Raw genomic sequence first — 22123 nt, 5'->3', positions numbered from 1 at the left:
TGACTTTGACGGTCATGTCTTTTGCCTGCGTTTTCTTTTAGGGAAAACGACTAAACAGAGCGGATGTTTTTTGTTGCACTCACCGAAAGAAAACCGGGAACAAAACCGCTTCCGGACCGTCTAACTGGGTATAAAAAGGAGGTAGTTATTATGATGGAGAAAAAACGAATGGCGGCATTGGTTGCAGCGGTGCTGTTCGGCATGAGCGCGATTCCCGCAGGAGCGGTGAACCTGATCGACACGGACGCGGCAGCGACCGACTCTGCCGAGCACGCGGAGCTTGACCTGTACGGCGTGCGCGCCACAGTAACCGACAGGCAGGACGGCGAGCTGACCGTCAGCACTGAAACCGCAGGCACAGTTGTGGTGCACATTGCGGAGCAGACGATCATCATGGACACGCAGACCGGTCTGCCGGCAGGCGCACAGGATATCAAAAAGGGTGACAAGGTGTACCTCTACTGCGGGGAAATGATGGCGCTGTCCGAGCCGCCGCAGGTGTATGCCAAGGCGGTTCTGGTCAATCTGACCGACGAACACGAGCCTGCAAGCCTGCTGTCTGCCGAGCAGGTGAAGAGAAATGCGGACGGCAGTCTGACCGTGCAGGCAAGCGACGGCAGCCTGATGCTGAACATTGCGCGGAATGCGTCTGTTACGCCGTTCGGCACGAAAAACAAGGCGAAACTCGATGATATCCGCATGGGAACCCGGTTTTTCGCATGGTATGATACGATTCTGGAATCCTATCCGGCACAGGCGGGCACGGACAAGGTTGTGCTGCTGCCTTCTGAGGACGATACGTTCGCCATCGTCATTGAGGGCGACATAGCCGCTGGCGAAGGCCGCATAACAAACGGCGTGGCCATGGTTCCGCTGCGCCTGACCGCCGAGCTGTGCGGCTTTACGGTCAAATGGAATGCGAAGGACCGCACGGTGCACCTCACCAACGGCACGGTGCAGACGACTGTGACCATCGGTCAGGACGAGTATTTCCGCGCAACCGCTCTGCCGGACGCGGACGGCATGAGCCGCCCGGGAGCACTCGGCGCCGCGCCCTATATCGCACAGAGCAGAACGTGGGTTCCGGCGGAGCTGTTCGGCCTGCTCGGCGAGCAGATTGAGATGCGCGGGGACGCGCTGTATCTCGGCGGGGTGCCGAATGCTTTCACCGGAGAAGCCGATGAGATGAATGCGTTTAACATCGTGTGCAAGGACAAGACGCTCGACAAAGGGCGCATGGAAAACGGCGTGGCTATGGTGCCGCTCCGTGAGGTCGGCGAAGCCCTCGGCTACACCGTGACGTGGGACATAGAGAACCGTCAGGCGAAGATGAACAACGGCAAGGTTATGACGCATATAAACATCGGTGAGGATTCCTATATCCGTTCGGTGATGAACGGCGACGGCACGGAAGCACCGGTTTCGTTCGGCGCGGCGCCGTATTTCGCTGATGGCAAGACGTGGGTTCCGGCAAAGCTGTTTGAACTGCTCGGAGAACAGGTTGAAATGAAGGGGAATGCGCTGTATCTCGGTGGAACGGAGAACTAAATACGAGAAAGGATGACCGCCATGAAACAAAAGTGGAAAGCCTGCCTGTGCATAGCCGCGTTCCTGCTGGCCGTGCTGCCGGTCTCCGCAAGTGCGGATTCGGGCCCGAAACCGCAGATCACCATTCAGGTGCAGAATGCGCCGGACGGCGATTACTACGTTGACCTGCTCATTCCGGGCGAGATACCCGAGCAATGCATCGACAATATAGAGTGGAACCACATCGACCGTGCATCGCTGCCGCTGGATGCGTTGGAGCGCGACCGCATGGACGGCTGGCACTATGCCATGCTGGACGGCACGCCTGCACCGCTGTTTTACAAGCATCCGGACAAGGACATGTTTGTGTTCAGCTATTTCGGCACGCCGGACACGTTTCGGATTGCGATTTATGATGATTCTCAGCAGAAAGTAAACTTTTCTGAGGTGATGAAGCGCACACAGCTGCAGCAGATATTCACCTGTGACTTTGCGGATAATACGGTAAAAACCGGAAATCCGCTGCTGACATATCTCAAACAGTTCGCGTCCTCGCTGCTGCCGACGCTGCTAATAGAGGGAATCCTGCTGCTGCCGTTCGGCTTCTGGGACAGGCGCAACGCAAAGCTGTTCTTCGTCGTCAACATCGGCACGCAGCTGCTGCTCACAGTCGTAACGGCGGCCTGCATGTGGATTGGCATGCCATTCTACCGGTATCTGGTATTTGCGCCGCTTGAGCTTGTGATTTGGATCGTCGAGGCCGTTATTTACCGCAAACGGCTGCAGACCCGGCGGGAAACGGCTCATCCGGTCGCTTACGCGCTGTGCGCCAACGCACTGAGCGCAGCCGCAACTTTGTTCAGCGTGCACATGATATTTCCGTGGGTTTGAGTGAAAAGAACCTGTCAATCGACAGGTTCTTTTCAGTCTGTCGAAAAAGTCGTATAGTCAGCATTTTTTCAGCATTTCGCGCGGTAGCGCGCATGAAATAGCATTTGCTCTGCAAATGCTCAAAAAGGGGGAGCATGTATCAGCGCAGCGCGGCCGAGAAGCCGCGCAAGGATAGCGCCCCTTTTGAACTTCTGGAGGGAGAAAGTTTCTGTATAGGAACTTTCGGACGACTTTGGAACGGCCCACGGTCCGTTCCTGCTTGTCGGCGAAACGGTAGTTTCGCGACAGCCTCAAAAGAACCTGTCAATCGACAGGTTCTTTTGCGTATTTCGGCATTTTGTGGTATGCTATACGGAGCAAAGGAGGCGAGCGGCCGTGTCAGCCAAAGCATACTATCATCTGCCCGGATTGTTTGAATTTTACGAGTTTTACCGCGCATTCCTACCGTTATACCGCGCAAATCGTGACTGGTTTTATGACTGGTGTGAGATTGGGTCCATTTACGGCGCACCGGCGGACTGCCTCTGGGGAGGCGGACGAGCGGGTTTCGGTGAGTGCGGCGCACGCGAAGCGCTGGCTCTGGCGCAGGAATACGGCATTTCCGCGCGGCTGACATTCAGCAATTCGCTTCTGCGCGAGGAACACCTGTCCGACCGCAAATGCAATGCACTATGCGAGTTGTTTTCGCAGGTAAACAGCGTGGAAAACGGCGTAATCGTGCATTCCGAGCTGCTGACCGATTACCTGCGGGCGCGGTATCCGGCGCTGTACCTCGTGTCGTCCACAACCAAGGTACTGACCGATTTTGACGATTTCCGGCGCGAGCTGGACAGGGAAGAATTTCGGTATGTCGTGCCGGATTTTCGATTGAATAAGCGGTTTGACGAATGGAACGCCTTGTCGCAGGTGCACAAAGATAAGGTGGAATTTTTGTGCAATGAGTGCTGCTGGTTCGGGTGCAGTGACCGTAAGCAATGCTACGAGGTTGTCAGCCGCAAAAATCTCGGCGAGGACTGCGAGCACCGGTGTAAAGCACCGGATGCACAGAGCGGCTATCGGTTCTCCAAGGCGATGGAAAATCCGGGGTTCATCGGCGTTGATGCTATTTTGCGGACGTATCTGCCGATGGGATTTTCACAGTTCAAGATTGAAGGCAGGGGACTGGGCAGCGCGCTGATCCTCGAGTTTTTGCTGCATTATATGACAAAACCGGCGTATCAGCTGCGCGTGAGAGAAGAAATCTATCTGGATAATATGCTCGATTTATTTTAGAGCATAAGAAAAGAACCTGTCGTAAGACAGGTTCTTTGAGGCTGTCGAAAAACCGCGTCCTCCGGACACATTTTTTCTTCCCTTGTATAAAAACCGAGGTACACGCCCCCGGTTTTTATGAATTTGCTGCGCAAATTCTATTTTATGCGTGCTGTCGCACGAAGCACAAAATAAAAATCTAACTTTTTCGACAAGCTGAAAGAACCTGCCGTAAGACAGGTTCTTTTTCACATAAGCAAGCAAAAAATTACTTGTTCTTATTCTTAATGTACTCGTCCATCGCAGCCGCGGCGCGCTTGCCGGCGCCCATGGCGAGGATAACGGTAGCTGCGCCGGTAACAGCATCGCCGCCGGCGAATACGCCGTCCTTGGAGGTGATGCCGTGCTCATCGTCAGCCACGATGCAGCCCTTGCGGTTGGTATCCAGACCCGGCGTGGTGTGGCGGATGAGCGGGTTCGGGCTGGTGCCGATCGCCGCGATAACGCAGTCGAGGTCGATGACGAACTCGCTGCCCTCGACCGGAATCGGGCGGCGGCGGCCGGATGCGTCAGGCTCGCCCAGCTCCATCTTCTGGCACTTGAGGCCGGTGACGTTGAAGTTCTCGTCAGACAGCACCTCGAGCGGCGCGGTCAGGAACTTGAACACAACGCCCTCTTCCTTCGCGTGGTGAACCTCCTCGAGACGAGCCGGAAGCTCCTTTTCGGAACGGCGGTATACGATGTAGACCTCTTCCGCGCCCATGCGCTTTGCACAGCGGGCAGCATCCATTGCAACGTTGCCGCCGCCGACTACTGCGACCTTCTTTGCGTGGTAGATCGGGGTGTCGGCGTTTTCCTTGTACGCCTTCATCAGATTGATGCGGGTCAGGTACTCGTTTGCGGAGTAAACGCCGTTTGCGTTCTCGCCCGGAACACCGATAAAGGTCGGCAGGCCGGCACCGGAGCCTACAAAGATGGCCTCGTAACCGTCACCGAACAGCTCGTCGATGGTCTCAGAACGGCCTACAACGAAGTTCAGAACAAACTCAACACCGAGGTCCTTCAGCGTGTCGATTTCCTTCTGCACGATGGTCTTGGGCAGACGGAACTCCGGAATGCCGTACATCAGAACGCCGCCGGCGGTGTGCAGAGCCTCGAAAACGGTAACCTCGTAACCCATACGAGCCAGATCGCCTGCACAGGTCAGGCCGGCCGGGCCTGCACCGACGATGGCAACCTTGTGACCGTTGGACTCCGGCTTTACCGCCTTCTCGGTGCTGTTTTCGCGCGCATAATCGGCAACGAAACGCTCCAGACGGCCGATTGCTACAGCCTCGCCCTTGATGCCGCGTACGCAGTGGCACTCGCACTGGCTCTCCTGCGGGCATACACGGCCGCAGACAGCGGGCAGAGCGGAGGTCTCCTTGATCTTGGCAGCCGCCTCGAGGAACTTGCCCTCGGCAACCAGAGCGATGAACTCCGGAATCTTAACCTGTACCGGGCAGCCGGTCATGCAGGGCTTGTTCTTGCAGTTCAGGCAGCGCTGCGCTTCCTCAATCGCCATTTCAGCGGTATAGCCGAGCGTTACCTCTTCAAAGTTCTTATTGCGGACGTCCGGTGCCTGCTCGGGCATCGGGCACTTCTTCGGATTCATATTCGGCATGTTACTTGACCTCCTTCTTGAACAGATTGCAATGCTCCTCGCGGCGCTCTACTGCCGCGCGCTCCTGTGCCTTGTACATGGCACCGCGGCGCATTGCACTGTCAAAATCAACGAGGTGACCGTCGAAATCCGGGCCGTCAACGCAGGCGAACTTGGTCTCGCCGCCAACGGTAAGACGGCAGCCGCCGCACATGCCGGTACCGTCAACCATGATGGTGTTCATGGAAACGATGGTCTTGATGCCGTACGGACGGGTGGTCTCGCAGACAAACTTCATCATAATCATCGGGCCGATGGCGATTACGGCATCGTACTGGTTGCCCGCGTCAATCAGTTCCTTGAGTACCTGCGTAACCAGTGCCTTGCGGCCGTTCGAGCCGTCATCGGTCACGATGTGCAGGTTGGTGCAGGCGTTCTTCATCTCGTCCTCGAGGATGATGATGTCCTTGTTGCGGAAACCGGCGATCAGGTCAACCTCAGCGCCCATTTCGTGCAGCTTCTTTGCCTGCGGATATGCGATCGCGCAGCCCAGACCGCCGCCGACAACAGCGACCTTCTTGAGACCCTCAAGCTCGCTCGCCTTGCCGAGCGGACCGACAAAATCATGCAGGCAGTCGCCCTCATTCAGTGCGCCGAGCGCCATCGTCGTTGCACCGACCTCCTGGAAAATGATCGTGACAGAACCCTTTTCGCGGTCAAAATCTGCGATCGTGAGCGGAATACGCTCGCCCTCTGCGCTGACACGCAGGATGATGAACTGACCCGGCTCTGCCTTGCGGGCAACGTGCGGTGCCTCGATCACCATCAGCTTGGTGTTTGCGTTCAGCGTTTGCTTTTTCAAAATCTGATACACTCTTTTTCGTACCTCCTTGCGATTGTCGCATCGAACATTTTACATTATACTGTATCGCTTTAAGCAACGCAAGTGAAAATGAAAAATCAGTAGTAAAAATGGGCAGAATTGATGAAAACACACCTTGTTTGTCAAAAAATTAACTGGTTTGACGAAAGCTTCACAAAGCCGGACGGCAGTAAAACAGCACAATGTCGGTTTTCGGAACCCAGCCGCAGGCTGTGCGCGTGCGTACATGACACCAGCCGTTCTGCTCGCACAGGATGAACAGGCGCGCACCGCTTGCCGCACTGCCGACAATCGGCGCGGAGCGAACCGGATCGGAGTGCAGCAGGAGAAGCGCGCCGCGCGGCTCGGCGCAGGCCGTGCGAAACGCAGGCGATACATATATAACAGGGGACATAGGGCACCTCCAAATCTTGTCACAGCAGACTATGATGGAAAATGGAAAATTGATAATGGAGAATTGAGAATGATTGATTGTATATGCTGTTAATGGTATAATTATTGTATCTTAAAAAGGTGGCGAGAAGCATGAGTTCTACTACGAAGCACCGTAAAGAGATGAAATGGTCTAAATCGGTTCCGGAATCGTTTGCACCGTTAGAATATGATGAAGATATTGAAATTGAATTGCCGCGGTCAGTAAAAATTTGTCTGGGGCATAAGCAGGATAGAAATTGTTCTATAATGGATTACGAAAGTATGCTGCCGGTGGAACACAAACGTGTGAGTGGTGGCGTAGTTGAGCGACATGTTATCCCGGAAACAGTGATAATAACACTTCGCAAAATAGCTCAGAAAAAGAGAATTACGCGTAGGGAATATGCGGAGGTAATAGATTTTATAATGACTTGTCCGCGAATATCTAAAACGCTTCGTAATAAATTTAGAGCGCAAAAGATTGGTGTGCTGGAAGTATTTCGGATAGCCGGTTTATTTACAATAAGGTTATAAATTATTACCGTAGGGCACCCACGTCCGGCGGAGAAGGGAAAGATTTACGAGGATTATAGATGGTCTGCCACAAAAGCAACGAAAAAAGACGTGTTTTTCTACTTATTTCGCTGAAATTTAGGTTGCATTATTATAGAACGCGCTGTATAATAATCAATATTAGAAAAAGATGCCCGTTTTGCACGGGTCAAATCGGAAGGAGTTAACACAAATGAAGAAGTTTTCCATTGCTATGCTGAGCATGGTACTGGCAGGTTCTATGCTGCTGACCGGCTGCGGCGGCTCCAAGACCGCTGATTCCAGCAGCGACGCACAGGATTCCACCACATCTACCTCTGCGGACGGCGGCACGCTGCGCATGGGTACTAACGCTACTTTCCCGCCGTACGAGTTCGTTGGCGACGACGGTAACGTACAGGGCATCGATGTGGACATTGCTGCTGCTATCGCTGACAAGCTGGGCATGAAGCTCGAGGTCACCGATATGGAGTTCGATTCCCTGATTCCGGCGCTGCAGAGCGACACCGTCGACGTGGCGCTGGCTGGCATGACCGTTACCCCGGATCGTCAGGAGAACGTAGATTTCTCGGATTCCTACGCAAAGGGCGTTCAGGTCATCATCGTTAAGGACGGTTCCGATATCGCTTCTCCGGATGATCTGGAGGGCAAGAACATCGGCGTTCAGACCGGCACCACCGGCGACATCTACTGCACCGGTGACTACGGTCAGGAGCATGTAAAGCAGTTCAACAACGGTCCGCTCGCAGTTGCTGCACTGGTAAATGATCAGATCGACTGCGTTGTTATCGACCAGGAGCCGGCTAAGAACTATGTTGCTGCAAACAGCGGCCTCAAGATCCTCGACACCGCTTACGCTGACGAGGATTACGCGATCGCTATCAAGAAGGGCAACACCGAGCTGCTCGACAAGGTAAACGGCGCTCTGAAGGAGCTCGAGGGTGACGGCACCCTGCAGTCCATCGTTGACAAGTATATCAGCGCTGATTCCGCAGCACAGTAAATCAACAAACGCGTACAAAGGAAGAGGGACGGTTCAGCGCCGCCCCTCTTTTGCAGTAAAATGAAAAGAAAGAGGGGATGACCTGTGAACGGTATTACAATGGACCAGTGGCTGAAAATTGTACCGGATTCGGTTGTCAATCTGCCGGAGGGTCTGCGGAACCTGCTGTTCCAGCTGTACCAGACCTTTATCGCAGCGGACCGCTGGAAATGGTTCCTGAACGGTCTGAAAATCACATTTGCGGTCACGATCGGTGCACTGATCCTCGGTGTTATCATCGGTCTGCTGATCGCTATAGTCCGCACGGCGCATGATTCCCGCCGCATGGGCAAAAGCAACATCATTCTGAGCATTCTCAACGCAATCTGCAAGCTGTATCTGACCGTCATCCGCGGTACGCCTATGATGGTTCAGCTGCTGATCATGGGCTTTGTTATCATGGTGCCTAAGGATGATACAGCACGTCTGGTGTGCGGCATCGTTACACTGGGCATCAACTCGGGCGCGTATGTTGCCGAGATCGTGCGCGGCGGTCTGATGTCGGTAAATCCGGGTCAGATGGAGGCCGGCCGTTCGCTCGGCCTGAACTATGCACAGACCATGCGTCTGATCGTCATTCCGCAGGCGATCAAGAACATTCTTCCGGCACTCGGCAATGAGATGATCACCCTGCTGAAGGATACCTCGCTCGTGTCGGTCATCGCGCTGCGCGACGTGACCAAGCAGGCACAGAATATTGTGTCCAATACCTATCAGGCCTATGTGCCGTATGTCAGCCTTGCGATCATCTATCTGGTGCTCGTTATCATCCTGACCAAGCTGCTCGGCATTTTTGAGAGGAGGCTGCGCGAAAGTGATCGACGTTAAAAACCTGCACAAATCCTTTGGCAACCATGAGGTACTCAAGGGTGTCAACGAGCATATCGAGAAGGGCGAGAAGGTCGTAGTCATCGGCCCGTCCGGCTCGGGCAAGTCCACCTTTCTGCGCTGCCTGAACCTGCTCGAGGAGCCGACCGGCGGCGAAATTATCTTCGAGGGACAGAACATTACCGCCAAGGACACGGATATCAATCTGGTGCGCCGCCGTATGGGCATGGTGTTCCAGCAGTTCAATCTGTTTCCGCACCTGACCGTGCGCGAGAATATCAAGCTGGCACCGGTCAAGCTCAAGGTCATGACCGATGAAGAGGCGGACAAGCGTGCGCTCGAGCTGCTTGCGCGTGTCGGTCTGCCGGACAAGGCGGACAGCTATCCGGCACAGCTTTCCGGCGGTCAGCAGCAGCGTATCGCCATCGCGCGTGCGCTGGCAATGAATCCGGATGTGATGCTGTTCGACGAGCCGACCTCGGCGCTTGACCCGGAAATGGTCGGTGAGGTACTCGAAATCATGAAGGAGCTGGCCGACGACGGCATGACCATGGTCGTTGTTACTCACGAGATGGGCTTTGCCCGCGAGGTTGCAACGCGCGTGCTGTTCATGGACGGCGGCAATATCGTAGAGCAGAACGAGCCGAAGGAGTTCTTCGCAAATCCGCAGCATCCGAGACTGAAGGATTTTCTGTCGAAAGTCCTCTAAGGGGGACGCTGTCCCCCTTAGATACCGGGACAGTTCCTGAGGAAACTGTTCCGGATATCCCCCTCTCGTCCGCACGGCGGACGAGGCTCGGGACACGCGTCCCGAGGCAGTGGCATAAAAGTCAGGTACACGCCCTGACTTTTATGGGGAATTTTATGCGGTCTGCTGCGGCAGACCTGTCCCTGCCAGTTCCGGCTTCGCCGAAAGGCGGCAGGGAATGGTATTCCGTGCGCTTTGCGCGCGGAACGTGAAAAGGCACGCTGTCAGGCGTGCCTTTTTTGTATGCTGCGGTTTATTTGGTTGTTTTTTTCGGTGAACGGACGACTTTCTTCGGGGTGTTTCCGTAGGGCAGGATGACCCATCCTGCCGTTTCGGCGAACGGACGGCTTTTCTTCGGAGCGTTTCCGTAGGGCAGGCTGCCCACGGCCCGCCGTATAACGACGAGAAACGGGTAAGCGGGTATGCTGCTGCAATGCAGTGGTCTGACAGGGGATTTTTGCGGAGAATAACAAAGGGAGAGGACAAAACCTCTCCCTTTTTGTGCAATTATTGTTCGCCATATGCTTGACGGATCTGTTCAAAGCATGGTATAATAGTTTGCTGCTGAAAGTTGCAGGCTTATTCCTATGCCTGTCATTATGTTAGCACTGTCTGCTGAAAAATGCAAGACGAATGAATGAAGTTTTCGCAACGCCGCCGGGCGTATCAACCAACACCAACAGCCGAAAGAAACGGAGTGATCAAAGCACATGAAGGTGAAAGACGTACAGCACGGCAAAACCACACGAAAGAGCTTTGCACGAATCGAAGAGATTCTCGAAATGCCGAATCTCATCGAGGTGCAGAAGAAGTCTTACGAATGGTTCCTGGATCAGGGCCTGCGTGAGGTTTTTGACGATACCGCGTCCATCACGGACTACACCGGAAATCTGGAGCTTTCCTTCCTCGATTTTTCGATGGACGAGGAGCCGAAGTACAGCATTGAGGAGTGCAAGGCACGAGATGCAACGTATGCAACTCCGCTGAAGGTCCGCATGCGTCTGCGCAACAAGGAGACCGGCGAGATCAAGGAGCAGGAGATCTTCATGGGTGATTTCCCGAAGATGACCCACGCTGCTACCTTCATCATCAACGGTGCAGAACGCGCGATCGTATCTCAGCTCGTTCGTTCCCCGGGCGTATACTACGGCAGGGAGCTTGACAAGACCGACAAGGTTCTGCTCTCCGCTACCGTAATCCCGTACCGCGGCGCATGGCTCGAGTACGAGACTGATGCAAACGACGTTTTCTACGTTCGCATTGATAAAAACCGCAAGATTCCGATCACCAGCTTCATCCGTGCCATCGGCGTTAAGACCGATGCCGAGATCAAGGAGCTGTTCGGTGAGGACCCGCTGATCGTTGCAACCCTCGACAAGGACCCGGCGCACACTGCCGAGGAAGCCCTCATCGAGATCTACAAGAAGATGCGTCCGGGCGAGCCGCCCTCTGTGGAGTCGGCTACCTCTCTGATGGACGCCATGTTCTTCGATATGCGCCGCTACGACATTTCCGCAGTCGGCCGCTACAAGTACAACAAGAAGCTGAACATCGCACGCCGCATCACCGGCCACAAGCTGGTAAATGCAGTCGCTGACCCGATGACCGGCGAGGTTCTGGCTGAGGACGGCGAGATTCTCTCCCGCGAGAAGGCAACCATGATGGCTGCCCGCGGCGTAAACAGCGTTGTGATCGAGTCTGCCGAGGGCACTGCCGTTAAGGTGTTCGGCAACGGCATGGTAGACGTAAACGATTTCTCCGAGTACCTCGGCGGCGCAACCGCAGAGGATCTGGGTCTCAAGGAGAAGGTTCGCTTCACCGTCCTCAAGGAGATCATCGACTCCGGCGTACAGGGCGACGAGCTGAAGAAGACCGTGAAGGAGCGTCACTTCGATCTGGTTCCGAAGACCATCATCGTTGATGATATGCTCGCTTCCATCTGCTATCTGCTCAACCTCGGTCACGGCATCGGCACGGTTGACGATATCGACCATCTGGGCAACCGCCGTCTGCGCTGCGTAGGCGAGCTGCTGCAGAACCAGTTCCGCATCGGCTTCTCCCGCATGGAGCGTGTTATCCGTGAGCGCATGACCATTCAGGATCTCGACGTTGTTACGCCGCAGTCCCTGATCAACATCCGCCCGGTAACTGCCGCCATCAAGGAGTTCTTCGGTTCTTCTCCGCTGTCGCAGTTCATGGACCAGAACAACCCGCTGGCAGAGCTGACCCACAAGCGCCGTATGTCCGCCCTCGGTCCCGGCGGTCTGTCCCGTGACCGTGCATCCTTCGAGGTTCGAGACGTACACTATTCTCACTACGGCCGTCTGTGCCCGATCGAGACCCCTGAAGGCCCGAACATCGGTCTGATCTCGTATCTGGCAACCTACGCACGCATCAACGACTTCGGCTTTATCGAGGCGCCGTACCGCGTAATCGAAAAGATCAAGGACGAGGAGACCGGCGAGGTCCGCTGCCACGTTACCGACGAGGTTCGCTACATGACCGCGGACGTCGAGGACGAGTACATCGTCTGCCAGGCTACCGAGCCGCTCGACGAGAACAACAACCTCGTAAACGACCGTGTAACCTGCCGTATGCGCGATGAGTTCGTCGAGGTAGACCGCAAGGACGTTGACCTGATGGACGTTTCTCCGCGCATGATGATCTCGGTTGCTACCGCATTCATCCCGTTCCTCGACCACGACGACGCAAACCGCGCACTGATGGGCGCGAACATGCAGCGTCAGGCCGTACCGCTGCTCCGCACCGAGGCTCCGATCGTTGCAACCGGCATGGAGTACAAGGCAGCTGTTGACTCCGGTACGATTCCGCTGGCAGAGGGTGACGGCGTTGTTACCCGCGTAACCGCCCGCGAGGTTTGCGTACACTACGACAACGGCACCGACAAGACCTATCCGCTGACCAAGTTCATGCGTTCCAACCAGTCCACCTGTATCAACATGCGTCCGATCGTTGATCTGGGCGAGCGCGTCAAGGCAGGCGACGTTCTGTCCGACGGCCCGTCTACCGATCAGGGCGAGGTTGCACTGGGCAAGAATGCCCTCATCGGCTTCATGACCTGGGAAGGCTACAACTACGAGGACGCCGTACTGCTGAACGAGCGTCTGGTACGCGACGACGTTTACACCTCCATCCATATCGAGGAGTACGAGTCCGAATCCCGTGATACCAAGCTCGGACCCGAGGAGATCACCCGTGATATCCCGAACGTCGGCGAGGACGCACTCCGCAACCTCGACGAGCGCGGCATCATCCGCGTTGGCGCTGAGGTTCGTGCCGGTGACATTCTGGTCGGCAAGGTTACCCCGAAGGGCGAGACCGAGCTGACCGCAGAGGAGCGCCTGCTCCGCGCGATCTTCGGCGAGAAGGCCCGCGAGGTTCGTGATACCTCTCTGCGTGCGCCGCACGGCGAATCCGGTATCGTTGTAGACGTTAAGGTATTTACCCGCGAGAACGGCGACGAGCTGTCTCCCGGTGTCAACATGGTCGTCCGCGTTTATATCGCGCAGAAGCGTAAGATCTCTGTCGGCGATAAGATGGCAGGCCGTCATGGCAACAAGGGTGTCGTTTCCCGCATTCTGCCGCAGGAGGATATGCCGTTCCTGGAGGATGGCCGTCCGCTCGACATCGTACTGAACCCGTTGGGCGTACCGTCTCGAATGAACATCGGTCAGGTGCTCGAGGTTCACCTTGGCTTCGCTGCCAAGAAGCTCGGCTGGAAGGTCGAGACCCCGGTATTTGACGGCGCAACGCTCGAGGATATCAAGGAGACGCTGGTTGCAGCAGGCGTTAACGAGGACGGCAAGAGCGTCGTATACGACGGCCGTACCGGTGAGAAGTTCGATAACCGCGTAACCGTTGGTTATATGTACTACCTCAAGCTGCATCATCTGGTAGACGATAAGATCCATGCCCGTTCGACCGGCCCGTACTCGCTCGTAACCCAGCAGCCTCTGGGCGGCAAGGCGCAGTTCGGCGGCCAGCGCTTCGGCGAGATGGAAGTTTGGGCGCTGGAAGCATACGGCGCCGCATATACCCTGCAGGAGATCCTGACCGTCAAGTCCGACGATATCACCGGCCGTGTCAAGACCTACGAGGCGATCGTCAAGGGTCACAACGTACCGCAGCCGGGCGTTCCGGAATCCTTCAAGGTACTCACCAAGGAGCTGCAGGCTCTGTGTCTGGATATTCAGGTTCTGGACGAGAACATGGAAGTGATCGAGCTGTCTGAGGACGACGACGAGGAGACCGCTGAGTACACCCGTCCGATGGAGCAGGCTGTCTCCGGCGCGGATGACGAGTTCACCGCAGCAGGCTTCGGCATCAACGATGCCGAGGAAGGCGACACCGATCTCTTTGCGCTGGATAACCCCGCCGAGGATGGCGGTGACGATGCCGAAGGTGATTTCGACGACGGTCTGGGCGAATAAGGCTGAGCGTAAGTGAAATCATCTGTGAATAGGGAAGGAGCATCTTAAAATATATGGGATATCATACGTTTAACGCCATTAAGATCGGTCTGGCTTCGCCCGAGCTGATCCGCCAGTGGTCTTACGGCGAGGTAAAGAAGCCCGAAACCATTAACTACCGTACGCTCAAGCCGGAACGCGATGGCCTGTTCTGCGAGCGTATCTTTGGACCGACCAAGGACTGGGAGTGCCACTGCGGCAAGTACAAGAAGGTCCGCTTCAAGGGCAAGATCTGCGACAAGTGCGGCGTTGAGGTCACCAAGGCCAAGGTCCGCCGCGAGCGCATGGGCCACATTGAGCTGGCAGCGCCGGTATCGCACATCTGGTACTTCAAGGGCATCCCGTCCCGCATGGGCCTGATCCTTGACATCAGCCCGCGTGTACTGGAGAAGGTCCTGTACTTTGCAAACTATATCGTAATTGATCCGGGCGACACGCCGCTGATGAAGAAGCAGATCCTGACCGAGGCTGAGTACCGCGACATGCGTGAAAAGTACGACGAGGACTTCCGTGCCGGCATGGGCGCGGAGTCCATCAAGGAGCTGCTCGCGGAGCTGGATCTCGACCAGCTCTCCAAGGAGCTGACCGCAGAGCTGCGTGAGGCTTCCGGCCAGAAGCGCCTGCGCATCATCAAGCGACTGGAGGTTGTTGAATCCTTCCGTCTGTCGCACAACCGCCCGGAGTGGATGATCATGGACGTTGTTCCGGTCATCCCGCCGGAAATCCGCCCGATGGTACAGCTGGACGGCGGCCGCTTCGCAACGAGCGACCTGAACGACCTGTACCGCCGCGTCATCAACCGCAACAACCGTCTCAAACGTCTGCTCGAGCTGGGTGCGCCGGACATCATCGTGCGCAACGAGAAGCGCATGCTGCAGGAGGCTGTTGACGCCCTGATCGATAACGGCCGCCGCGGCCGTCCGGTTACCGGCCCGAACAACCGTGCACTCAAGTCCCTGTCCGACATGCTGAAGGGCAAGCAGGGCCGTTTCCGTCAGAACCTGCTTGGCAAGCGAGTTGACTACTCCGGCCGTTCGGTTATCGTCGTAGGCCCGGATCTGAAGATCTATCAGTGCGGTCTGCCGAAGGAAATGGCACTCGAGCTGTTCAAGCCGTTCGTTATGAAGAAGCTGGTTGAGGACGGCACCGCACAGAACATCAAGTCCGCCAAGAAGATGGTAGAGCGCGCAAAGCCCGAGGTATGGGACGTGCTCGAGGGCATCATCAAGGGTCATCCGGTTATGCTGAACCGTGCACCGACCCTGCACCGTCTGGGTATTCAGGCGTTCGAGCCGGTCCTCGTAGAAGGCCGTGCGATCCGCCTGCATCCGCTGGTATGTACCGCATTCAACGCCGACTTTGACGGCGACCAGATGGCAGTTCACGTTCCGCTGTCCGCAGAGGCACAGGCTGAGGCCCGTCTGCTGATGCTGTCCGCGAACAACCTGCTCAAGCCGCAGGACGGCAAGCCGGTTACCATTCCGTCTCAGGATATGGTCCTCGGCTCCTACTACCTGACCATCGACCGCGATACCGAGCCGGGCGCCGGCAAGGTATTCCGCAATGTGGACGAGGCGCTGATGGCGTACAACGAGGGTATCGTTGGCATTCACGCGCCGATCAAGGTTCGTCTGTCCAAGGAAGTAAACGGCAAGACCGAGTCCGCTATCGTAGACGCGACCCCGGGCCGCCTGATCTTCAACGAGCGCATCCCGCAGGACCTCGGCTTTGTTGACCGCTCGGATCCGTCCAAGAAGTTTGATCTTGAGATCATGTTCACCTGCGGCAAGAAGGAGCTTGGCAAGATCATTGACAAGTGTATCCGCGTACACGGCTTCCATATCACCGCTGAGGTGCTCGACTCCATCAAGGCGATGGGCTACAAGTACTCCACCAAGGGTGCACTGACCGTAGCCGTAGCCGACATGCTCGTGCCGGACGGCAAGGACGAGATGATCCGCGAGTCCGAGAAGAAGGTTGCCAAGATCGACCGCAAGTACAAGCGCGGCTTTATCACCGATCAGGAGCGCTACCGTCTGACCGTAGCCGAGTGGGAAGAAACCACCAAGAAGGTTACCGCAAAGCTGCAGGCCAACATGAAGGAGCAGCGCTACAACCCGATTCACATGATGGCGGATTCCGGTGCCCGTGGTTCTATCAACCAGATCCGTCAGCTGGCCGGTATGCGAGGCCTGATGGCATCTGCCTCCGGTAAGACCATCGAAATCCCGATCAAGTCCAACTTCCGTGAAGGCCTGACCGTACTCGAATACTTCATCGCTGCCCGCGGTGCTCGAAAGGGCATGGCCGATACCGCACTGCGTACCGCTGACTCGGGTTACCTGACCCGCCGTCTGGTAGACGTTTCTCAGGACGTTATCATCCGTGAGGACGACTGCGGCGCAACCAAGGGTATCTGGGTAGAGGATATCAAGGAAGGCAACCAGATCATCGAGCCGCTGCGCGAGCGTCTGCTCGGCCGCTTCCCGGTTGACGATATCGTAAATCCGGAGACCGGTGAGGTTATCGTACCCAAGAGCAAGATGATGACCGAGGCTGACGCCGATGCGGTTGTCGGCGCCGGCATCACCCGCGTTCAGATCCGCTCCGTGCTCGAGTGCCGTGCCCGCAAGGGTGTCTGCGCGCACTGCTACGGCATCAACCTGGCAATGGGCACGCCGGTCGGCAAGGGCGAGGCTGTCGGTATCATCGCAGCACAGTCCATCGGCGAGCCGGGTACCCAGCTTACCATGCGTACCTTCCATACCGGCGGTGTCGCAGGTTCGGATATTACGCAGGGTCTTCCGCGAGTTGAGGAGCTGTTCGAGGCCCGCAAGCCGAAGAAGGCTGCAACGCTTGCCGAGATCGGCGGCGTGGTCTCCATCGAGGAGTCTAAGCGCACCACCGTCAAGACCGTTAACATCGTCAACCCGCAGACCGGCGATATGCGTTCCTACCAGCTGGCTTCGTCCTCCGGTATCCGCGTAACCGACGGTCAGGAGATCCCGCAGGGCTTCCAGCTGAACGAAGGCTCGCTCAACCCGCATGACATTCTGCGTATCCTCGATCCTCGCGCCGTTCACGACTACGAGATCAAGGAAGTTCAGAAGGTTTACCGTCAGCAGGGCGTAGATATCAACGATAAGCATATTGAGGTTATCGTTCGTCAGATGATGCGCAAGGTTCGCGTTGAGGACGCAGGCGACGCTGAGGTTCTGCCGGGTTCTGTTATGGACTGGCTCGAGTTCGAGGATTACAACAACAAGGTGCAGGCACGCATCGACGCCGGCGAGGAAGGTCTCCGTCTGGCTGTTGCGGAGCCGACCCTCATGGGTATCACCAAGGCATCCCTCGCAACCGATTCCTGGATGTCCGCTGCATCCTTCCAGGAGACCACCCGCGTGCTGACCGACGCCGCAATCAAGGGCAAGGTCGATCCGCTGATGGGCCTGAAGGAGAACGTAATCATCGGCAAGCTGATTCCGGCCGGCTCGGGTGTGTCCGATTACTGCACCGGTCACTACGAGCAGACTGTAAATCTCGACTGATTTGCAGAAAGCCGAAAACGCTGTATAGATTAAGTAAAACAGGGGAACACTGTAAGGTGTTCTCCTGTTTTTGCTTGTGCCGAATGGAAAATTGAGAATGGAGAATTACCGTGACGGTTTACGATGTTTCTCCGTTTCAATTTTATGCTGAATGGATACCGTATCTATCCGGTCTGTACAATCTGCCCCGTAGGGGCGAACATTGTTCGCCCGCAAACCGATAACGACAGGCACATATTTATTGGTAAACCGTTTGCATAATGTTACCCCGTAGGGGGAGGCCATTGGCCTCCTGCGCTATGGTTAAACGGATGCGTGGGCGAGCACTGCTCGCCCCTACGGGATAACGTGTACCAATCGTTAGAAACGGTGCGCCGAGGTCGTCGCACCCTACGGTATAGCGTAATCATTGAATGTATCCTGCGGAAACTCCTTTTGGCAGGTGTCAAATTTGTCTGGAAAAGAAAAATCTCGTAAAAAATAAAAAATTTCGAGAAAACACTTGACAACAAGGGGACAAACCCGTATACTATGGGAGTATGCCGTATAGGAGGAATATTATGCTTTCAGAACTTCACACGGCGCACAAGGTGATCGGTGTAAAGCAGTCGAAAAAAGCGATTCGGGACGGCGCAGCCGCACAGGTCTTTGTTGCGCTGGACGCAGAAAAACGAATCGTCGGACCGATTTATGAGCTTTGCAGTGAACACGGTATGGAAGTTACCGAGGTCACCACAATGACGGAGCTCGGCGATGCGGTCGGCATTGATGTCGGCGCGGCAGTAGTCGTTGTTCTGCACTGATTTTTCTTTGTTGAATTGCGCAAAACGCGCTTTTCATAAATATCTTTGAAAGAAGGAGGAAATAAAATGCCAACTTTTAACCAACTCGTCCGTAAGGGTCGTGAGGCAGTCGTTACCAAGTCTACGGCACCGGCTCTTCAGGTAGGCTACAACTCTCAGAAGAAGAAGGCTACCGATCAGTCCGCTCCGCAGAAGCGCGGCGTTTGCACCACGGTTAAGACCATGACCCCGAAGAAGCCGAACTCTGCTCTTCGTAAGGTAGCTCGTGTAAAGCTGACCAACCAGATGGAAGTTTCCGCTTACATCCCCGGTGAAGGCCACAACCTGCAGGAGCACTCTGTAGTTATGGTTCGCGGCGGTCGTGTAAAGGACCTTCCTGGTGTTCGTTACCACATCATCCGTGGTACTCTGGATACCCAGGGTGTTGCTAACCGTCGTCAGGCTCGTTCCAAGTATGGCGCGAAGCGCCCGAAGGCAGGCAAGTAATCTTTTGAGCGGCGTCTGATCGCGTGATACTGCGTTGCATCCGCACTTGCGTACCTTTGTACGCGGCGTGTGGCTGCGCCTTGTCTCACACGACCATACTTGCTCAAAACGCGCGTGCATTACAAAGTGTACAAGCGATAATTACTCCGCCAAAGGAGCCAACCCACAAGGTTTTGCGAGAAAGTTATTTTTCAGCAAAGCAGCTATGCTTTGTCTGAGGCATTTTAGTTCCGATTGGATAAATCGGGCCTTTACCTCGGACAGGCATGAACAACGGCGGTCAAAGATCCGCCGAAGTACCTATGAAATCAAATATTTTTGAAGGAGGGAAGTAAAGTGCCAAGAAGAGGTAATGTCCCCAAGAGAGACGTTCTGCCCGATCCGCTTTATAATTCCAAGCTCGTCACCAAGCTGGTAAACTCTATCATGCTCGACGGCAAGAAGGGCGTTTCGCAGAAGGTTGTTTATGGTGCTTTCGATATCGTTCGTGAAAAGACCGGTCGTGAACCGCTGGAGGTTTTCACCGAGGCTATGGAAAACATCATGCCGACCCTGGAAGTTAAGGCTCGCCGTGTAGGCGGCGCTACCTACCAGGTGCCGATGGAAGTTCGCCCGGAGCGTCGTCAGACCCTGGGCCTGCGTTGGATCACCAAGTACTCCCGCGCTCGTTCTGAAAAGACCATGCGTGAGCGTCTGGCAGGCGAGATCCTGGACGCTTGCAACAATCTGGGCGGTGCTGTTAAGAAGCGCGAGGATACCCACAAGATGGCAGAGGCGAACAAGGCGTTCGCACACTACCGCTATTAATCTGTCGGTTTCCGCATAACGCTTTGAAAGGAGAGCAATATGCCTAGAGAATATTCCCTGGAAAGAACCAGAAATATCGGCATCATGGCGCACATCGACGCCGGTAAGACCACTACCACCGAGCGTATTCTGTATTACACCGGTGTAAACCATAAGATCGGCGATACCCACGACGGTACCGCTACCATGGACTGGATGGAGCAGGAGCAGGAGCGTGGTATCACCATCACCTCCGCTGCTACCACCTGCCACTGGTCCGGCTCTACTCATCAGTTCCCGGAGCATCGTATCAACATCATCGACACCCCGGGCCACGTTGACTTTACCGTAGAGGTAGAGCGCTCCCTGCGTGTACTGGACGGTTCCGTAACCGTATTCTGTGCAAAGGGCGGCGTAGAGCCGCAGTCTGAGACCGTTTGGCATCAGGCTGACAAGTACAAGGTTCCGCGTATGGCGTTCGTAAACAAGATGGACATCATGGGTGCTGACTTCTACAACGTAGTCGGCATGATGAAGGACCGTCTGAAGTGCAACGCTGTTCCGGTTCAGCTGCCGATCGGCTCTGAGGATACCTTCAAGGGTATCATCGACCTGATCACCATGCGCGCTGAGGTTTACTATGACGACCTCGGCAAGGATATCCGCGATGAGGATATTCCGGCTGACATGATGGAGAAGGCTCAGCAGTACCACGACGAACTGTGGGAGCACGTTGCTGAGCTGGACGAGGACCTCATGATGAAGTACCTCGAGGGCGAAGAGCTGACCATTCCGGAAGTTAAGGCTGCAATCCGCAAGGGCTGTATCGCCAACGAGATCGTTCCGGTACTCTGCGGCACCGCATACCGCAACAAGGGCGTACAGCCGCTGCTGGACGCTGTTATCGAATACATGCCGGCTCCGACCGACATCCCGGACATCAAGGGTGTAAACCCGCAGACCGACGAGGAGGATTCCCGTCCGTCTTCTGATGATGCGCCGTTCTCCGCGCTGGCGTTCAAGATCGCTACCGACCCGTTCGTTGGCCGTCTGACGTTCTTCCGCGTATACTCCGGCACCATCACCGCTGGTTCCTCCGTACTGAATGCTACCAAGGATCAGCGCGAGCGTCTGGGCCGTATTCTGCAGATGCACGCTAACCACCGTCAGGATATCGACTGCGTATATTCCGGCGATATCGCTGCGGGCATCGGCTTTAAGAACACCACCACCGGCGATACGCTGTGTGATGAGAAGCACCCGATCATCCTCGAGTCTATGGAGTTCCCGGACCCGGTTATCCGTGTTGCGATCGAGCCGAAGACCAAGGCTGGTCAGGAGAAGATGGGCATCGCGCTGGCTAAGCTGGCAGAAGAGGACCCGACCTTCAAGACCTACACCGATGAAGAGACCGGCCAGACCATTATCGCTGGTATGGGTGAGCTTCATCTGGAGATCATCGTTGACCGTCTGCTGCGCGAGTTCAAGGTAGAGGCTAACGTAGGTTCTCCTCAGGTTGCTTACAAGGAGACCATCCGCCGCTCCGCTGATGTTGATCAGAAGTACGCTCGTCAGTCCGGTGGTAAGGGCCAGTACGGCCATGTTAAGATCATCGTTGAGCCGAACGAGTCCGGCAAGGGCTACGAGTTCATCAACAAGATCGTTGGCGGTGCTATCCCGAAGGAATATATCGAGCCTGTTAATCAGGGTATCCAGGGCGCTATGCAGTCTGGTATCCTCGCAGGCTACCCGGTTGTTGACGTTAAGGTAACCCTGTATGATGGCTCTTACCACGAAGTCGACTCCTCTGAGATGGCGTTCAAGATCGCTGGTTCTATGGCGTTCAAGGAAGCTATGAAGAAGGCTGATCCGGTTCTGATGGAGCCGATCATGCAGGTTGACGTAATGGTACCGGAGGAGTATATGGGCGACGTTATCGGCGACCTGAACTCCCGTCGTGGTCAGATCCAGGGCATGGAGCCGCGCGGCGGCGTACAGGCTATCTCTGCCGGCGTTCCGCTGAGCGAGATGTTCGGTTACGCAACTGCTCTGCGTTCCCGCACTCAGGGCCGTGGCCAGTACACCATGCAGCCGAGCCACTACACTGAAGTGCCGAAGAGCATTCAGGAGAAGATCATCGACAACCGTACCAAAAACAACGACTAAAATCTGCTGCAGCCTATTGCATTTTTTCTCGAAATGCAGTAAAATAAATGCAACATGACTTTTAAT

16 protein-coding genes are annotated in these 22123 nt (G+C 55.7%); 13 read left to right on the top strand and 3 right to left on the bottom strand.

What is annotated here, in order from left to right:
* The first annotated feature begins 150 nt into the window (after positions 1 to 150).
* The 3 genes from PG722_RS00415 to PG722_RS00405 all read left to right on the top strand — a co-directional run bounded on the left by PG722_RS00415 (position 151) and on the right by PG722_RS00405 (position 3690).
* A complete protein-coding gene (locus tag PG722_RS00415) occupies positions 151 to 1548 on the top strand; it encodes a copper amine oxidase N-terminal domain-containing protein (RefSeq protein WP_270579329.1) in 1398 nt (465 codons plus the stop codon).
* Positions 1549 to 1569: 21 nt separating this feature from the next.
* Positions 1570 to 2418 carry a hypothetical protein gene (locus PG722_RS00410; protein WP_270579327.1) on the top strand — a complete coding sequence of 283 codons (849 nt, stop codon included), beginning with the start codon at positions 1570 to 1572 and terminating at the stop codon, positions 2416 to 2418.
* A gap of 375 nt (positions 2419 to 2793) precedes the next feature.
* Entirely contained in the window at positions 2794 to 3690 is an 897-nt protein-coding gene (locus tag PG722_RS00405) for a hypothetical protein (RefSeq protein WP_270579326.1), read from the top strand.
* A gap of 247 nt (positions 3691 to 3937) precedes the next feature.
* Here PG722_RS00405 and gltA read toward each other — a convergent pair whose 3' ends face one another.
* The 3 genes from gltA to PG722_RS00390 form a co-directional block, all read right to left on the bottom strand.
* Positions 3938 to 5332: an NADPH-dependent glutamate synthase gene (gene gltA, locus PG722_RS00400; RefSeq protein ID WP_270579325.1), complete on the bottom strand. Its 1395-nt coding sequence runs from the start codon at positions 5330 to 5332 to the stop codon at positions 3938 to 3940.
* 1 nt (position 5333) lies between these two features.
* Complete coding sequence (locus tag PG722_RS00395; protein ID WP_110436531.1) at positions 5334 to 6185, bottom strand: sulfide/dihydroorotate dehydrogenase-like FAD/NAD-binding protein; 852 nt, start codon at positions 6183 to 6185, stop codon at positions 5334 to 5336.
* Between the two features lie 160 nt (positions 6186 to 6345).
* Positions 6346 to 6588, bottom strand: coding sequence for an SH3 domain-containing protein (locus PG722_RS00390; RefSeq protein ID WP_270579324.1), 243 nt, complete (start codon positions 6586 to 6588; stop codon positions 6346 to 6348).
* Between the two features lie 131 nt (positions 6589 to 6719).
* Between PG722_RS00390 and PG722_RS00385 the strand changes: the two genes are divergently transcribed.
* The 10 genes from PG722_RS00385 to fusA all read left to right on the top strand — a co-directional run bounded on the left by PG722_RS00385 (position 6720) and on the right by fusA (position 22057).
* The gene (locus PG722_RS00385) at positions 6720 to 7142 is read left to right on the top strand and encodes a hypothetical protein (protein ID WP_117751851.1); all 423 of its coding nucleotides are present in this window, start codon (positions 6720 to 6722) and stop codon (positions 7140 to 7142) included.
* A 211-nt stretch (positions 7143 to 7353) separates the two neighbouring features.
* A complete protein-coding gene (locus PG722_RS00380) occupies positions 7354 to 8163 on the top strand; it encodes a basic amino acid ABC transporter substrate-binding protein (RefSeq protein WP_118480494.1) in 810 nt (269 codons plus the stop codon).
* An 84-nt stretch (positions 8164 to 8247) separates the two neighbouring features.
* Entirely contained in the window at positions 8248 to 9030 is a 783-nt protein-coding gene (locus tag PG722_RS00375; protein ID WP_442861183.1) for an amino acid ABC transporter permease, read from the top strand.
* Entirely contained in the window at positions 9017 to 9739 is a 723-nt protein-coding gene (locus tag PG722_RS00370) for an amino acid ABC transporter ATP-binding protein (protein WP_110436534.1), read from the top strand. Before PG722_RS00375 ends, PG722_RS00370 begins: the two co-directional genes overlap by 14 nt.
* Before the next feature lie 749 nt (positions 9740 to 10488).
* A complete protein-coding gene (gene rpoB / locus PG722_RS00365) occupies positions 10489 to 14229 on the top strand; it encodes a DNA-directed RNA polymerase subunit beta (RefSeq protein ID WP_270579323.1) in 3741 nt (1246 codons plus the stop codon).
* Positions 14230 to 14282: 53 nt separating this feature from the next.
* Positions 14283 to 17816 (top strand): DNA-directed RNA polymerase subunit beta', encoded by a 3534-nt coding sequence (gene rpoC / locus PG722_RS00360; RefSeq protein ID WP_270579322.1) that lies wholly within the window; start codon positions 14283 to 14285, stop codon positions 17814 to 17816.
* A gap of 560 nt (positions 17817 to 18376) precedes the next feature.
* Positions 18377 to 18619 carry a ribosomal L7Ae/L30e/S12e/Gadd45 family protein gene (locus PG722_RS00355; protein ID WP_118285314.1) on the top strand — a complete coding sequence of 81 codons (243 nt, stop codon included), beginning with the start codon at positions 18377 to 18379 and terminating at the stop codon, positions 18617 to 18619.
* Positions 18620 to 18685: 66 nt separating this feature from the next.
* Positions 18686 to 19105: a 30S ribosomal protein S12 gene (rpsL, locus tag PG722_RS00350; protein ID WP_110436538.1), complete on the top strand. Its 420-nt coding sequence runs from the start codon at positions 18686 to 18688 to the stop codon at positions 19103 to 19105.
* 336 nt (positions 19106 to 19441) lie between these two features.
* Positions 19442 to 19912, top strand: a complete 471-nt coding sequence (rpsG, locus tag PG722_RS00345) for a 30S ribosomal protein S7 (protein ID WP_181967828.1) — start codon at positions 19442 to 19444, stop codon at positions 19910 to 19912.
* A gap of 39 nt (positions 19913 to 19951) precedes the next feature.
* Complete coding sequence (gene fusA / locus PG722_RS00340; RefSeq protein ID WP_270579321.1) at positions 19952 to 22057, top strand: elongation factor G; 2106 nt, start codon at positions 19952 to 19954, stop codon at positions 22055 to 22057.
* The last annotated feature ends 66 nt before the right edge of the window (positions 22058 to 22123 follow it).

Origin of the sequence: Butyricicoccus sp. OF27-2pH9A, from assembly GCF_027693185.1 — a bacterium.
Taxonomy (GTDB): domain Bacteria; phylum Bacillota; class Clostridia; order Oscillospirales; family Butyricicoccaceae; genus Agathobaculum; species Agathobaculum butyriciproducens.
Note: the sequence above shows the minus strand (reverse complement) of the source record. Positions and strands in the feature narration are given on the sequence as shown.

Bases quoted from the DNA above. Each gene is read 5' to 3' on its own strand.
- PG722_RS00415 (WP_270579329.1), top strand. From the start codon at position 151: ATGATGGAGAAAAAACGAATGGCGGCATTGGTTGCAGCGGTGCTGTTC.
- PG722_RS00410 (WP_270579327.1), top strand. From the start codon at position 1,570: ATGAAACAAAAGTGGAAAGCCTGCCTGTGCATAGCCGCGTTCCTGCTG.
- gltA (WP_270579325.1), bottom strand. From the start codon at position 5,332: ATGCCGAATATGAATCCGAAGAAGTGCCCGATGCCCGAGCAGGCACCG.
- PG722_RS00390 (WP_270579324.1), bottom strand. From the start codon at position 6,588: ATGTCCCCTGTTATATATGTATCGCCTGCGTTTCGCACGGCCTGCGCC.
- PG722_RS00385 (WP_117751851.1), top strand. From the start codon at position 6,720: ATGAGTTCTACTACGAAGCACCGTAAAGAGATGAAATGGTCTAAATCG.
- PG722_RS00380 (WP_118480494.1), top strand. From the start codon at position 7,354: ATGAAGAAGTTTTCCATTGCTATGCTGAGCATGGTACTGGCAGGTTCT.
- rpoB (WP_270579323.1), top strand. From the start codon at position 10,489: ATGAAGGTGAAAGACGTACAGCACGGCAAAACCACACGAAAGAGCTTT.
- rpoC (WP_270579322.1), top strand. From the start codon at position 14,283: ATGGGATATCATACGTTTAACGCCATTAAGATCGGTCTGGCTTCGCCC.
- PG722_RS00355 (WP_118285314.1), top strand. From the start codon at position 18,377: ATGCTTTCAGAACTTCACACGGCGCACAAGGTGATCGGTGTAAAGCAG.
- rpsL (WP_110436538.1), top strand. From the start codon at position 18,686: ATGCCAACTTTTAACCAACTCGTCCGTAAGGGTCGTGAGGCAGTCGTT.
- fusA (WP_270579321.1), top strand. From the start codon at position 19,952: ATGCCTAGAGAATATTCCCTGGAAAGAACCAGAAATATCGGCATCATG.